This is a genomic window from Xanthomonas hyacinthi, assembly GCF_009769165.1.
Classification (GTDB): domain Bacteria; phylum Pseudomonadota; class Gammaproteobacteria; order Xanthomonadales; family Xanthomonadaceae; genus Xanthomonas_A; species Xanthomonas_A hyacinthi.
The window spans coordinates 4,594,530-4,610,168 of sequence record NZ_CP043476.1 but is presented as its reverse complement, the minus strand read 5'-3'; the positions used below and the strand labels follow the sequence as shown (position 1 = coordinate 4,610,168).

The window sequence follows — 15,639 nt, the reverse complement described above, 5'->3', positions numbered from 1 at the left end:
CGTGGCTGTCGGAGCGTGCGTCAACTGTGTCCCAACCTCTGCCTGATCTTCTAGAGATCCTCCAAAAGACGCGCAGCAGGATTATGCGCGGCGCTACCGGTTTGGAAGTAGCCCACGACACTCGACACCGCCCTGTGCTCGGTCATCTGCATGATTGCCGGCAGCGGCACGCCCTGGCGGCTGGCTTCGGTCACGAACCCTGACCGCAGGCTGTGGCTACCGAAGTCGCCTTCCAACCCTGCCAACCGAGCGCGACGCTGGACGATTTCTGCGACCGCGGCCGGGGAGAGGGCAGGGCCGACGCGTGTCTTCCACAGCCGTCGAAAAATTGCCCCATCAGTAATCCTTCCCGCCTCCAACCACTCCTCGAGCGCCAACGCGGCGCGGTCGAGGACTGGCTTGTCTGGCGTTGAGGAGGCGGTAACGCCAGCCTGCTGCGTCTTGCTGTGCTCCAGGCGATAGATGTAGCCCTTGTCTCCGATACGGCGCAGGTCGCGCATATCGGCGGCAGCGACCTCGCTGCGCCGGCGCCCGCCGCTGGAGAAAGCAAAGCAGAGCAGGGCGCGGTCCCGGATACCTTCAAGGGTGTCGTCGCAGGTCGCCAGCATGGCCTCCAGCTCGTGCAAAGTGATCGCGGTCTTCTTGCGGGGACGCTCGCCGCGCTTGACCGCGGCCCGGCCGGCGCGGGAGAGAACAGTGCGCACGGCAGGCTGTTCGCAGGGATTGGGAAGGTGTTTGAGACGGTGCGCCGTCGAAAGGACAGCAACGCGGTGGCGTACGGTGGACAGAGTCCAGGCGCCGGGCTTGGCCTTCAGTCCGGAGGCGACCAGGACCTGGTCCACAACCGGCGGCAGCTCCCAGGTCAGTTCGCCCTCGGCTGATCGCCGAACCACATGATCGACCACGAACTGCAGAACCGTGGCTTCAGGAACCGGCAGCGCCATTTCAATCCCGTAGCGCGCTGCATGCCAGCCGGCCCAGTAGCGCAGGGCACTGGTGTAGCTGCGAGTAGTGTTCTTGGCCGCCGCTTCGGCCAGCAGTTCGCGCACTGCGTCCGCCGCTTGTTGGGCCAGCTGTTCGGGCAGAACGAGGCTGAATACGGTTTGCGCGGAGATCGGAAGTGCGGAATTATCATTCATAGTATGTAATGTATGCTATGACTTGTACACTATATCCACGATAATCATCACTTATCGCGAGTACGGAATCAACAGAGTAGGGCGCCGCAGTAGGAGGTCTTCCATGGCTAGAGGCATTACCGAATCAGACGTTCACGCCGCTGCTGATGCGCTGGTGGCCGGCGGCGAACGGCCGACCGTCGAGCGCGTCCGTGCACACATGGGAACAGGCTCGCCCAACACCGTGGTGCGCTTGCTTGAGACCTGGTGGCAAGGACTGGGCGACCGGCTGGATGCTGATCGAAGTGCACGCTTGGCCGTGGCGGATGTCCCAGTAGAGGTGGCTGAGCTCACTGGGAAGTGGTGGATGTTGGCCCTTAGCCAAGCACGGACGTTAGTGACCAAGGAGCTTTCGGGCGAGCATGCCGCCCTCGTTGAGGCACGTCAGTTGCTCGATCAAGACCGCGAGGCGTCGGCCGCGGAGACCGCTACGATCCGGGCGAAAATCGATGCTTCGAGAGCAGCGGAGCAACTCGCTTTGGCCCGTTCCAAGGAGCTTGAGCGCTTGGTAGAGCAACTTCAGCGCCAAATTATCGAGGTCACCAGTCAACGGGATGCGGCCACGGACCGGGTTAACGTGCTTGATAAGGCTCGCGAGAGTCAGTCCAGGGTGATGGAAATCCAGGTTGAAGCGGCTCGCTCCGAGCGAGACCGCATGGCAGAACACGTTCGGGCAACTGAAGATCGAGCGCACGCAGAGATTGATCGCGCCAGACAGGAAGCAAAGGATCTGCAGGCTCAAATTACCAGCCTGACGAAGCAGCGAAGTGCGTTCGAGCAGAGTCAAGCCGAAAAGCATGAGAAGGCGCTCAACGACCTAGCTGATGCCAGGCGGGCACTTGCCACTCATCAGGCAAGAGCGGATGCGTTAGAGAATCAGCTGACCAAGGCGATGGACCTGCCGGATGCACTCAAGCGCGCCTTGGAACAATCCTTCGCCAGGCCCGCGAAGCGATCACGTGCGACTCGAACACCTCAAAAAGCCAAAGCGGCACAGGAGGCTGGCGAATGACCCGTGATGTAGGGCCCGCCAAGTCAGAAATGAATCCTGTGGATCACTGGCGCGAAGTCGAGCGTGCCGCCCGCGACGAACTTCGCCGCCGGGCCGATGCGGCCTTTGAAGAGATTGTTGCAATCTTGAAGCAGCATGCGAATAGCCTGGATGTCGCACAGAAGGCCCGGATTCGGTCTTTGCTCAAGCGTTGAGGTTCACCAGCGCTATTTCCACGGACGATAGTGCGATTCCCCAACGACAAGCACCCTTAACTGCGGTAAACGAGCATTGGAAGTGCGTTGTTGAACCATCCACGAGTGCGCTGCCCAACAGGCGGAAGCTGCCGAGCTAGCGAGAAAGAAAGCTTTGGAGGCTCTCCAGGAGACCGCTTTGCAACGGGCACGAGCAGAGGTGGAGGCCCAACTGGCCAGACTTTAGGACCTCCCGTCGGCCTTGAAAACTGCTTTGCAAGAGCACAGTATGAAAACTGGCAAGCCGGCACGTCCTCGTCGCCGCGCTGGCCGGGACCGGAGCTAGCACCAAGGCATGAACCATATGTGCGAGCGCGACTGAGAAGCCGTCTTGGCGGAGAGCTTCAGCGAACACTTCAATCATGCGCATACATGCCATTACCGCGAACATCCCTGATGAACTCTATCGACGGCTGGGCGAAACCATCCAAATGGAGCCCGGAGCCTCGATTTCGGGGGTCATCGAACAGGCACTTGAGGGATATCTGGCTCAGCGCGCATGGCGCCATCAGCGAACCCTGACCGCCCTGGAACAAGCGGCAGGCGGCTGCCTGCTAGACGACCAGGAAATGGATCGGTGGATGACGGCCAACTTCGGATCAGATCCGGGCAAAGCGGAGCCTGGTGCATAGGTTCGCCTCCGATCTGCGTGAAGTTGGGGAAACTGGGGATACCAAAGTGCGTACGTTGCAGACTGGGGTATCTTCAGTGCGGGCACTGAGGAGGGTTAGCGCTGGTGCTGAGGACAGAAGGATACGGTCAACACATGCCGGGCGTGGGCCTCGGCGCAGGGATTCGGGCAGGGTTGGCCGGCATTCCAGCACGGTGGCCGCCGGTCGATGTTGTAGCTGTCGCTCATGCTGTGAGTTCCGTTTCGCAAGGGGAGCGCCTGGGCAAGCAAGACTTGATCCACAGCCAGATCCAGCGCGCCCGGACCCGTAGCGCATTTCGCATAATGTATATTATGTTAAACGCACTGCGGTACTAAAGGAGGGTCGGCAGGGATTCGCACAAAAAACAGCCGAAAATTGACTAACACGCTGATAATTAAGTGGTTTACCCCGGTTATCCTTGGTGCCCACACCCACATGGCCTGTCGGCCGGGAAGCAGATCGCGAGCGTCTCGCAGGGCATAACGGCGTGTCATTGCAGGGCGGTGGGAAGCAGGCAACATCCCCCGGCACCGTCCGCAGATCCCTGCTAGCATTCATACGACCATATGGTCGACCCCAAGGTTGACATGCCAGGAACGCTTCGCCAACTCGATCAATGGGAAGCCAAAGTGCGGGCCCGCATTCCTCCGGACGCCTCCAACAAGGTGAAGGTCGATCTCCTGATATCGACCCTCTATAAGCCGGGGCCTTGGAACGACTACCGGTCGTTTGGCTACGACTTCACAGATCCGTTTGGCAAAGATCTTCACAATTCGCTGCTGTCCACCTACCTGGAAAGGCGCAAGGGGCAATGCATGGTTATGCCGATAGCCATTGTCCTGCTCGGGCAAAAGCTCGGGCTGCCAATGACATTGACGACAGCCCCCTACCACCTGATCGCAAAATATGGTGATGAGGAACAAGGCGCGTGGACAAATTTGGATGCCACCAGCGGTCTCTTCCATCCTGATAGTGGCTATGAGCAAGCCTTGAAGATTTCGCCAGAGGCGATCAGGAGCGAAACCTTCCAGAGAGTCCGTGGCGGTGTTTGCCACTGCGATGTTGGCGCCTTACTACCTGCAAAGGAACCAGCCTATTCGGGCGATCCAGGTCATCGATTTGGTTCTTGAGGCCAATCCCAAAGATGTGTTTGCGATGACGCTCAAAGCCAACGCCTACATCATGCTGGTAGACCAGCGTTTCAGAAGAAAATATTCCGTGGCCGCACAAATTCCGCCGGCCGAGCAAGCGGAATTCCTGGCCTATAACCGTCAAATCGTTGAGTGGCGATCGAAGGCCGAAGCGCTTGGATGGCGGGAATGGACGAAGGCAGATTGGGACAACTACCTGGAACGCTTCGCACAACAGAAATCGGTTAGCCAACAAGGGGGCAAGTGATGCGTATGCAATTTGCAAAAACCAGCACGGGACTGGCGCTATGGTTGATGTTTGTTTTCGCTGCACACGCCTCCAATGATCCGGTTGGGGCCAATCCGAATACCGGGGCGAACTTCAACCGTTATTCCTACGCCAACAACAATCCCTATCGCTACACGGATCCTGATGGCCGGGAAATCCGAGCTGTTAATCCTGGGGAACAAGTCCGCATCGAAAGGATGGTTAACTCGGTGGTTGTAGGCGTCTACAAATTCGACAAGAGTGGCTCGCTGCAGCAAGTTCAAAGCACAGGCGATACATCACGCTTTTCGCAGCATTACTCTGATCGTCTCAATCAAGCGATCTCTAGTGACAAGACGATCAACGTCCAGATCGCCGATACCTATAAGAATGCGGTTACCGGCGAGAATATTCAGGTACAGGGCGGTTTAACCCAGGCACTTGGGAACGGCCTTTCGGATCAGAACGTTGTAGTCACAGGTCAGAGCTATACTGGGGACATGCAGACTTCGACCGGTGCACCTTTGACGCAGACGCCAAGTACCATCCTCATGCACGAGATGGTGGGCCATGCCATTCCCGGTGCAGTTGGCTCTGAAACGGGCAATGCTGTCAGCAACGAGAACAATGTAAGGATTCAGCTCCCCGATGCTGACCTGAGGATGCGGGATGAAAGTCACATTGAATAGTTGGCTGCCGGTCCTTCTGCTGTCTTTGCTTGCATCAGTTGGCAATGCTTGTGCGGTGGAAAGGACCCGTTCCTCCATGGAGCAACGGGTCCAAAGCGCCGAATTGGTGGTCGTAACCGACGACATTGAGTTGCTGCCGCATACGAGTCAGGAGTTCGACAAGTTCTTCCGGGTCAAGGCCCGGGTGGCAAGCGTTCTAAAAGGGCAGGCGGCAATCGGTGATCGCATTGAAATGGTGGTGGACAACACCATCGCGGAACGCCGGAATGACTGCTGTGTGCCGGGCAATGTCTATGTCTTGTTTCTGCGCGAACAAGGCGGAAAGTACCATTTCGTCGGCAGCCAGCCGGGGGCGATCCTAGTTGAACTTCAAGGGCGCAAAGTCCCCGCGCCATAGCCAAATCAGAGGGGGCGGAGATAAAGTCCTCTGCTGGCCACCTCGTCAGAGAGCACTAACGAAGCCATGTGAGCACAGACTCCCCAAGGCTTGCGAATTTCACTGCACGGGCCAGGAGAAATCAGTACACGCAAGCCGGAGGAGGAGCTCTCCCCTCCGGCTCCCATGACCTCAACTCACACTTGCACTGCGAACGCCGGGTTCTGCCTGAATTCGTAAGGATGCTGCGCCATGATCATCGCCTCCTGCGACTGGAAACCGGCCATTGCGTGGATCAGGCCATCCAACTCCAGGGCGGCGGCGGAGTGGCTTACCGGCAGTTGGTCGTCGATGGCGAACTGAGGCCCATCCAATTCCCAATAACGGGTGATCCCCCCATGACGATCCATCAGCCTGTGCGTCCTCCACGAATCGACGTGATCAGGCCTTGAAATTGGCCCGCCGACGAAGGACGCAGGAAGCTCGACGTCATCATCGATGTTTGCGCCTCTCGTTGGTTCCCCCACGTCGCTGGCCGGATTCCGTTCGCCTAGCGTGGTAGCTTCGGGCACCGCCATCTTGGACACGACCTGGAACGCCGCCTGCGGCAGGCCTTCGTCCAGCGCGACGGAATCGGTCGATGCCACCGGCAAGGATGTAAGGCCAACACTGCTGATGGAACTCGTTTCCACGGCCAGGAATGCCGCTGCACTGCTGCCCTGCGGCAGTGCCGTCAACAACGCCGGAATGTTCGAGGCCGGGATCGCATTGCCATTGCTCGGCTGGACATAGCTGATCGCATGTTCGCCGCCCAGGAAGTGGTCCAGCACGCGAATCTGCTGTCCCGCATCGCCGTCAACGCGGACGATCAGGTCATCACCATCCTGATGGAAGCTCAGGCGCGTGCTACTGACATCAGTGAAGTAGAGCCAGTCGGTGCCGCCACCGGTGTTATCCACCGTGTCGCTGCCCGAGCCGGACGCGTAGTAGTAGAAGTCGTCTCCTGCCCCGCCGATCAGCATGTCGTTGCCGTCCTCGCCGACCAGCGTGTCATTTCCCGCTCCGCCGATCAGGATGTCGTTGCCCGACCCGCTGAAGGAACCGTTACCGCCGGAGATGTAGTCGTCGCCGTCGCCACCGTCCAGCTTGTCGTCGCCACCGAAACCGAACAGTTCGTCCGCACCGCCCAGGCCTCGGATCAGATCGCGGCCGGAACTGCCGAGCAGTTGCTCGCCATTCGCCGTGCCGGTGACGACATTTGGGTAATCCGCATCGTTTCCTTCGTTGCCGCCGCCAGGATTGCCGGTACCGGGGTCGCCCTCGCCCGGATCGGGATCGCCGCCGCCGGGCTCTCCACTGCCCGGATAGCCCGTCTGGACCAAAGCATTGATCGCCGCCGTGTTCAGCATGTTGTCGCTGGCCGGCTGGACGAAGTCCAGCGCCAGGTCGCCGCCGAGGAAGTGGCCGGTGACACGCACGAAGCCGCTGGCATTGCCGGCCACGGCGATGACCAGGTCGTCGCCATCGCGATAGAACGCCAGGTCGCTGGCGGCGATTCCATTGTTGAAGAACACGCCATCGGTACCGCCACCGGTATTGTCGATCGTGTCCTGGTCGCCGCCGTAGACGTAGTTGTCGTTGCCGGCGCCACCGATCAGGGTGTTGACGCCATCCTCGCCCACCAGCGTGTCCGCACCGGCCCCGCCTTCCAGGCGATCATCGCCCGAACCGGAGCCGCTGCCATTGCCGCCAGACAGGTAGTCGTCGCCCTCGCCCCCCTGCAGGGTGTCGTCGCCGCTCATGCCGAACAGTTGGTCGTCGCCCGCCAGGCCCTTGATCAGGTCCTTGCCCGAACTGCCCACCAGTTGCTCGCCGGCCGCGGTGCCTTCGATGACCTGGTCATACTCGCCGCCGGTGCTGCCTCCTGCCACGATCTGGTTGATCTCAGCAGTAGTGAGGTAATAGCCGCCATCCGGCTGCACGTAGTCGATCGCCGCATCGCCACCGAGGAAATGGTTCAGCACGCGAACCGATGGCACCACACTGGCATCGACAAAGATCAGCAGGTCATCGCCGTCGCGGCTGAAGGACAGTCGCTCACGGGTAATGCCATTGGTGAAGAAGATGCCGTCGAAGCCGCCATCGGCATTGTCGACGACATCGCTGCCCGAACTGGCGTCGAAGACGTATTTGTCGTCCCCAGCGCCACCGACCAGGGTATCGTCACCACCGCCACCGACGATCGTGTCGTTGCCGCCACCGCCGTGGATCGTGTTGGCGGCCCCATTGCCGGCGATGTAGTTGTCCCAGTCGTTGCCGGCACCATTGATCGCAGCGCTGCCGGTCAGGAACAGGTCCTCGATGTTCGCCGACAGCGCGTACGACGCCGAGGCCTGGACCTGGTCCGTTCCCTCGCCCACAGCTTCGACCACGACGTCGTCGCTGTGGTCGAGGATGTAGTTGTCGTTGCCCACACCGCCTTCCATGTAGTCGATGCCAGCGCCCCCGTCGAGATAATCGTCGCCGGTACCGCCATACAGCGCATCGGTCCCGTTTCCACCGAACAGCGCATCGTCTCCATCCAGCCCATGCAACACATCGTCCCCGTCCAGGCCAGCGAGGGTATTGTCGCCGGCGTTGCCGGTGATCGTGTTGTCCAGGCCATTGCCGTTGCCGGTGGTGATCCCCGCACCCAGGATCAGGTTCTCGACATTGTTCTCCAGGACCAGGTTGGTCTCGAACACGCGCTCGACGGTGTCGGTGCCCTCGTCGGCGTACTCGTACACGCGGTCGGAGGCCGACACCGCCACGTAGTCGTCGTCACCGGCGCCACCGTACAGCGTATCGGCGCCGGCGCCGCCCTCGATGCGGTTGTTGCCGGCATTGCCGCGGATCATGTTGTCGTCGGTGTTGCCGGTGGCATCCAGGTTGGCCGTACCCAGCAGGGTCAGGTTCTCCAGCGTCGCGCCCAGCGTGTAGCTGATGCTCGATTCCACCGTATCGGTGCCTTCGCTGGCGTTCTCGACCACGACGTCGTCCACGTTGTTGGCTACGTAGGTGTCGTTGCCCAGGCCGCCGATCAGGGTGTCGGCACCGGCGCCGCCGTCCAGGCGGTTGTCGTTGCCGTTGCCGGTCAGCACGTTGTCCAGCGCATTGCCGATGCCCTCGTAGGCACTGCTGCCCTGCACCAGGGTCAGGTGCTCGACGTTCGCCGACAGGGCATAGCTGTAGGCCGTCGACTGCACCACGTCGATGCCCTCGTCCGCCAGTTCGACGATGACGTCGCCGGACTCGTCCACCTGGTAGAGGTCGTCCCCGGCGCCACCCATCAGTTGGTCGACGCCCGCGCCACCGTCCAGCACGTCGTTGCCGACACCGCCGAGCAGCACGTCGGCACCACTGCCGCCGTGTAGCTGATCGTTGCCGGTGCCGCCGTCCAACGTGTCGTCGCCATCGTTGCCGAAGAGCACGTCGTCGCCCGCCAGTCCCTGCAGGCGGTTGTTGCCGCTGTTGCCGGTGAGCGTGTTGTCCAGCGCGTTGCCGGTGCCGTCGATGTCGGCGGTTCCGGTCAGTTCGACACGCTCGACGTTCTCGGGCAGCACATAGCTGATGCTGGTCCTGACCAGATCGTTACCTGCCTCGGCGGCCTCGGTCACGACATCGCCCACATCGTCGACCACGTAGGTGTCGTCACCGCTACCACCGGCCAACTGGTCGGCCCCCGTACCGCCATCGAGCAGGTCGTTACCCTCTCCGCCCGTCAGCACGTCGCCGCCGGCCTGGCCGTACAGCGCGTCATTGCCTGCGCCGCCGTCCAGAGTGTCCGCACCGGCACCGCCGCGGAGCGTATCGTTACCGGCCAGGCCTTCGATCGCGTTGTCCAGCGTGTTGCCATCGATCACGTCGTCCAGCGACGTGCCCAGCAGGGCCGCCGCATCCACCGCGGCGGCATCCAGCGACCAAGGAGTTCCATCGCCGGTGTCAATGACCACGCCACGCAGGGCCAGCTGGGTGCTTGTATCGAAGAAGTTGACCAACCGGATCTGGTCGGTCGAAGACCCGATGAAACGCAGTACCAGTGCCGTACCGTCACGGCGCAAGTAGACCTGCCCAAGCGGCAGACCCGACAGGTGAATCGTGCTCAGGCCCTGGGTGTCGTTGATCGTGTCCTGCCCATCGCCAGCGGCGAAGTGGTAATGGTCGTCGCCCTCGCCGCCTTCCACCTGATCGTTGCCCAATCCGCCGGTCAGGTGGTCATTGCCGGCCCCGCCGCGCAAAATGTCGTTGTCGATACCGCCATCGAGCACATCGTCGTCGGCATCGCCGTTGAGTGTGTCGGTGCCGACACCGCCCGTTACCGTGTCGTCATCGTTCCCGCCATAGAGGGTGTCGTTGCCATCCTGACCATGTAGGGTGTCGTTGCCGGCATTGCCGTACAGGATGTCGTCGCCGGCGCCTCCGGAGATGGCGTCGTCACTGGCGTAGCCCTGGAGCGTGTCCGCCCCCGTGGTCGGCAGCAGCACCAGCGCCTTGACCGCCTCCACGTCCCAGGCCGTCTCGTCGGCGAAACGGATCAGGTCGAGTTGGTAATTCCCGGCCGCATCGCCGATGAAGTAGTTGGAGACGGTCACCCGATCGTCGCTGCCGGCGAAGGTCAGCACCAGATCGTTGTTGGACCGCCGTGCGGTCACCTCCGCCGACAGGATGCCCTCGCCCAGCTGCAGCACGTCGACACGCCCGGCACTGGTGTCGTAGTTGGTGATAACGTCCTGGCCATCGCCTGCGTTGAAGAGATAGGTATCCGAACCGGCGCCGCCATTGAGGCTGTCGTTGCCCAGACCACCTTGGAGGACGTCGTCGCCCGCATCGCCATTGAGCGAATCGTTCCCTTCGCCACCTACCAGCGTATCGTGCCCGGCCCCGCCATAAAGTACATCGCTGCCGGACTCGCCCTGCAGCACGTCATCGCCCGAATTGCCATAGATCGTGTCATTGCCATCGCCACCGGCAAGGACATCGTCCGATGCATAGCCCTGCAAGATATCGTTGCCGCTGGTCGGCACCAGTACCAAGGCCTTGACTGTCGCCACATCCCACACCGTCTCGTCGGCGAAGCGGATCTGGTCGAGCTGGTAGTTCCCGGCGGCATCGCCGGCGAAGTAGTTGGAGACGATCACCCGATCGTCGCTGCCGGCGAAGGCCAGCACCAGATCGTTGTTGGACCGCCGTGCGGTCACGTCCGTCGACAGGATGCCCTCACCCAGCTGCAGCACGTCGACACGCCCGGTACTGGTGTCGTAATTGCTGATGACGTCCTGGCCATCGCCCGCGTTGAAGAGATAGGTATCCGAACCGGCACCGCCGTTGAGGCTGTCGTTGCCAAGCCCACCCTGGAGGACGTCGTCACCCGCATCGCCATTGAGCGAATCGTTCCCTTCGCCGCCCACCAGCGTATCGTGCCCGGCTCCTCCGTAAAGTACATCGTTGCCGGACTCGCCCTGCAGCAGGTCGTCGCCCGCATTGCCATAGATTGTGTCGTTGCCATTGCCGCCAGCAATGGTGTCGTTTGATGCATAGCCCTGCAGCGTATCGTCCCCACTAGTCGGCGCCAGCACGAGCGCCTTGACAGCATTAACGTCCCAGACCGTACCCAGCGAGCCGGCGAACCGGATCTCATCGAGCTGGTAAGCGCCCGCCGCATCTCCGTTGAAGTAGTTGGAAATCGTCACCCGATCATCGGTGCCGTTGATCGCCAGCACCAGGTTGTCATTGACGCGGCGAACGGTGACATCGGCCGGGACGACATTCTGTCCGAACAACAGCACATCGGTTCGGCCGTTGCTGGTGTCGTAGTTGTTGATCGTGTCCTGACCATCCCCCAAGTCAAACAGGTAGGTGTCGGAACCGGCGCCGCCATCGAGTGTATCGTTGCCCGAATCGCCCGCCAGGACGTCATTGCCGCCGTAGCCGTAAAGGGTGTCGTTTCCACCCGCGCCGGTCAGGTTGTCGTTTGTGGCGTAGCCGTAGAGCGTATCGGCACCTTCCGTCGGCACTTGGACCAGGGCCTTGACCGTCTCGATGTTCCAGACCGTCTCGTCCGCAAATCGGATCTCATCAAGCCGGTAGTAACCGGCCGCATCCTGATCGAAGTAGTTGGAGACCGTGATTCGGTCATCGGTTCCGTTGATGGTCAGCACCAGATGCGCGCCGCTGCGACGGATAGTGACGTCACTTGCCGCAATGCCGGCACCAAACTCGATCGCGTCAACACGATTAGCGGACGTATCGTAGTTGTTGATGATGTCCTGGCCATCACCAGGGTTGACCACATACACATCCGAACCGGCTCCGCCCGTCAACAGATCGTTGCCGGCCCCGCCAACGAGACGATCATTCCCCCCGTACCCATACAGCGTATCGGCCCCATCCAATCCCGAAAGATTGTCGTCCGTCTCATAGCCGTAGAGCGCATCGTCGCCTGCGGTAGGCACTTGGACCAGATCTTTGACCGTCTGGACATCCCAGGTCGTACCGTTCGCGAACCGAATTTCATCCAGGCGGTAGTGCCCAGCAGCGTCCGATTCGAAATAGTTGGTCACCGTGATCTTGTCGGTGCTGCCGGCGAACGTCAGGATCAGGTTGTTACCCGAGCGACGTGCCGTCACGTCCGCGGGGGCAATGCCTTCGCCTAACTCGAGCGCGTCAACTCTTCCGCTGCTGTTATCGTAGTTGTCGATGGTGTCCTGGCCATCCCCGGCATTGAACCGATAGATGTCCGAGCCGGCTCCGCCCGACAGGAAGTCGTTGCCCGCCCCACCTTCCAACACATCGTTGCCGCCATACCCATAGATCGCGTCGTCACCTGCCAGGCCCGACAGATTGTCATTGCTCGCATAGCCATAGAGGTTGTCGTTGTCCTCGGTGGGGATCTGGACCAACGACTTGACGGTTGCGACATTCCAGGCCGATCCATCGGCGAACCGGATCTCGTCCAGGCGATAGTACCCGGCAGCGTCCGATTCGAAATAGTTGGTGATGGTGATCCTGTCAGTGCTGCCGGCGAAACTCAGCACCAGGTTCGTACCTGAGCGCCGGGCCGTCACGTCCGCGGGGGCAATGCCCTCGCCCAGCTGCAGCACATCGAACCGACCTGCGCTGTTGTCGTAGTTGTCGATGGTGTCCTGGCCATCGCCGGCATTGAAGAGATAGGTGTCGGACCCAGTGCCCCCGGACAAGCTGTCGTTGCCGAGACCACCCTCCAGAACATCGTCGTCACCGTAGCCGTAAATCGCGTCATTGCCCACGAGCCCCGTCAGCGTGTCGCTGCCGGCGTACCCATACAGGTTGTCGTTGCCTTCCGTTGGGATCTGCACCAGCGGCTTGAGGACGTCGACCGTCCAGATCGTGCCGTCCGCGAAGCGGATCTGATCCAGCTGGTACCCGCCCGCGCCATCGGCCGTAAAGTAGTTGTTGACCGTGATCCGATCGGTCGTTCCATTGATGGACAGGATCAGGTTGTTGTTGAGGCGCGTCGCGGTCAAGCCATCCGGGGTGATACCTTCACCCAACACAAGAACGTCGAATCTGCCTGCACTGACGTCGTAGTTGTTGATCGTATCTTGACCATCGCCCAGTTCGTAGATGTAGATGTCCGAACCGTCGCCACCAGTCAGGTTGTCGTTACCCACTCCACCGATAAGGCGATCGTCGCCCGCTCCGCCGTTGAGCGTATCGTTCCCGGACCCTCCAAGAAGAATATCCCGCCCGTTATCGCCAGCGAGCGTATCGTTGCCGGCATTGCCCACCAGCAGATCACCGCCAGCACCGCCGCGCAGGGTATTGCCGTTCCCGTCGCCCCACAGCACATCATTCCCGCTGGTGCCGGTCAGGCTTCCTGTTGCCAGGTCAATCCCCGCGAACGACAGTGCGTCCAGTCCCTCGGGAGTTGTCGTGGCATCCGCGACCCAGGTCGCAAGGAACTCGGCACCATTCCAGCCTGCCGAAGTGAGGAACGTTCCTGCGTAGCGATAGAGATCGACCAGATCCTGGAAAGCCTCGCCCAGGTTGCTCTGCCGCTTGTCGCTCAGCATGGAATTAAGCCCCGTGAGGTCGAATAGCAGTTGGCCATCCACCAACTGCATATTCAGACTGCCCATATAGGCATCTAGCCGAGTGTCCAGCACCAGTCTTGCGTAGATGGATTCCTTAAGCTCAGCATAGGCTTCCAGCAACGTACTGATCTGCTCCGGCTGGAGCACGATACTCATTACCTGTTCCGTGCTGCTGTCCGCGTGGGTTATTGTCTTCCAGACGTAGGTGTTGCCGCCGGTCGATACACGGTCGTTCTGGAAACTGACCAGACTGGAGCCGTTGAACTGCTCCAGGATGGCGATGATGGGGGCCAGTTCGGCGTGCTGCTGCTGTTTCCATGCTTCGACTGCCGCTTCGCCTTGGGCGGTCACGGATGCAGGCACCGCGCCATGGTAGTAGATGGTGCGCGTCACCGTACCCGTGGTCTCCAGAACCTCCTCGCTGCTCTGCATGGTAGAGGTGCCTGCCCACAGCGAGACGATCGTATCGAGTTCGTCCCGCATGGAGTTGCGCGAAATCCCAGGCCCCAATGCCTGAACTGCTGATAGGAGATTCGTCGACAAGCTTGCCGCTTCCGCCAGATCACGGACAGCGCCACTTCCCTTGAGTCCGGGAAGCCGCCCGGCCTCGTCTGTCACCGTCACAGGGTCCAGCGACCCGGTGAAATCGCTGAAGAAATGGTTCATTGCCAGCAGGAGATCGCCTGCCAAACCAGTGGTGCCATCTGTGCGGGTGAACGTTCCCCGATTGTCGACCACATTGCCATTACCAAGGTCGAGGTCTGCCGTCGTTGCTGGGGTCAGATTGATGGAAGCGATACCCAACTGGTCCAAAGTAAACAACTCTCCCGCCTGGGAGATGCCGTCCTGGTTCAGGTCGCGCCATACACGGACGTTGTCGAATTCGGCATCCTCGGCGTCGAACACGCCGTCTTCATTACTGTCAAGATCTGCTAGTGCGGCAAAACCTGAGGTAGCCTTGCTGCCATCAGACAAGGCAGTATCGGCACCGAATAACTCGCCACCGTTGTCTATCAATCCGTTGCCATTGCGATCTAATACCAGCAGACCGTCGTCAGAGGCAATCCAGCCGGTGCCGCTCCTGACACCGTCACCGTCATGATCGAAGAGAATAGTTCCCGTCGCAGCAACGGTCTCGATGCCGTCCCCATCCAGATCCAGCACGAGCGGATCCCTGCGCGCAATGAATTTTTTGGCGTCATTAAAGAAGTCCTTGATCGATTCCCACGTATCCTCCACCAATTCCTTACTGGTCGCGATATACTCTTTGACCTTATCGATTACGTCCTTATAAGGCTGCGGCAAGAGATCGTACATATCCTGCCAAGTTACCTCACTTGTTGGGTCACCCGGCGAACTCTTGAACAAATCGTATATGTAGTCAAAAACCCCTTGGCCATACGGACTTCCGTTCCAGTCCATGCCCTGCGGCATCGAAACACCTGCCGCTTGGAACCCATCCCTGACCCAGGTCGTACAGTTCTCGCCGGTCCCAAGAGGAATCGTTCCGGCAGTAACTTCATAACTTGGAGGATTCAAAGTCGTACTTTGAATATGCGTCATGAAATCATTGTACTGTTGCTGTGTTAGCTCCACTTGATAGGTAGCAGCAGTGTATTCATGCCCCTGAGTTACATAGACAGCTCCTGGACCGAACGTCTGACCTGATGTGGCCGGAGCGAATCCATATTCGGTGGTTGTCCCATCAGGATTACTTATGAATATGAATGTGTGCGGAATCTTGTCCGCACCGCCAAGATCAACGCGGACTTCCACTGTCGCATAGTTGCTCATTTGTTTATCCTCAATGTTTGGTCTGGGTCAGCTGATTGATTTCCATTTACCAATTCGCTCTTTTGGTTCGAGTAAAAGCTCAGGACTATGGGGACACCTCCAGTGATGGAAGTTCCCGACATGGATACAAACTTCAGAACTTCAGAACGAGCTGTTCGATCTGTCACTCCATACATGTTCAGGTTTACCTGATTT

General features: G+C 60.1%; 9 protein-coding genes. 7 read left to right on the top strand and 2 right to left on the bottom strand.

Annotated features, from left to right (window positions below; all coding sequences use genetic code 11):
• Positions 1-50 precede the first annotated feature (50 nt).
• Entirely contained in the window at positions 51-1,139 is a 1,089-nt protein-coding gene (locus FZ025_RS20255) for a site-specific integrase (RefSeq protein WP_046979348.1), read from the bottom strand.
• Positions 1,140-1,242: 103 nt separating this feature from the next.
• On the opposite strand from FZ025_RS20255, the gene FZ025_RS20250 reads away from it, so the two are divergent.
• The 7 genes from FZ025_RS20250 (at position 1,243) to FZ025_RS20225 (ending at position 5,560) form a co-directional block, all read left to right on the top strand.
• The gene (locus FZ025_RS20250; protein ID WP_046979347.1) at positions 1,243-2,190 is read left to right on the top strand and encodes a DNA-binding protein; all 948 of its coding nucleotides are present in this window, start codon (positions 1,243-1,245) and stop codon (positions 2,188-2,190) included.
• On the top strand, positions 2,187-2,384 hold the full coding sequence (locus FZ025_RS20245) for a hypothetical protein (RefSeq protein ID WP_146093633.1): 198 nt from the start codon (positions 2,187-2,189) through the stop codon (positions 2,382-2,384). The genes FZ025_RS20250 and FZ025_RS20245 overlap by 4 nt, the downstream gene beginning before the upstream one ends.
• A 401-nt stretch (positions 2,385-2,785) precedes the next feature.
• The gene (locus FZ025_RS20240) at positions 2,786-3,055 is read left to right on the top strand and encodes a CopG family ribbon-helix-helix protein (protein ID WP_146093632.1); all 270 of its coding nucleotides are present in this window, start codon (positions 2,786-2,788) and stop codon (positions 3,053-3,055) included.
• A 587-nt stretch (positions 3,056-3,642) separates the two neighbouring features.
• On the top strand, positions 3,643-4,206 hold the full coding sequence (locus FZ025_RS20235) for a transglutaminase family protein (protein ID WP_244292417.1): 564 nt from the start codon (positions 3,643-3,645) through the stop codon (positions 4,204-4,206).
• A gap of 25 nt (positions 4,207-4,231) precedes the next feature.
• Positions 4,232-4,474, top strand: coding sequence for a hypothetical protein (locus FZ025_RS22600; protein WP_244292416.1), 243 nt, complete (start codon positions 4,232-4,234; stop codon positions 4,472-4,474).
• A complete protein-coding gene (locus tag FZ025_RS20230; RefSeq protein ID WP_146093631.1) occupies positions 4,474-5,163 on the top strand; it encodes an RHS repeat-associated core domain-containing protein in 690 nt (229 codons plus the stop codon). Before FZ025_RS22600 ends, FZ025_RS20230 begins: the two co-directional genes overlap by 1 nt.
• On the top strand, positions 5,144-5,560 hold the full coding sequence (locus tag FZ025_RS20225; protein WP_146093630.1) for a hypothetical protein: 417 nt from the start codon (positions 5,144-5,146) through the stop codon (positions 5,558-5,560). The genes FZ025_RS20230 and FZ025_RS20225 overlap by 20 nt, the downstream gene beginning before the upstream one ends.
• A 176-nt stretch (positions 5,561-5,736) precedes the next feature.
• Here the strand turns inward: FZ025_RS20225 and FZ025_RS22755 are convergent, their stop codons facing one another.
• Entirely contained in the window at positions 5,737-15,444 is a 9,708-nt protein-coding gene (locus FZ025_RS22755; RefSeq protein ID WP_158185606.1) for a calcium-binding protein, read from the bottom strand.
• Positions 15,445-15,639: the final 195 nt, after the last annotated feature.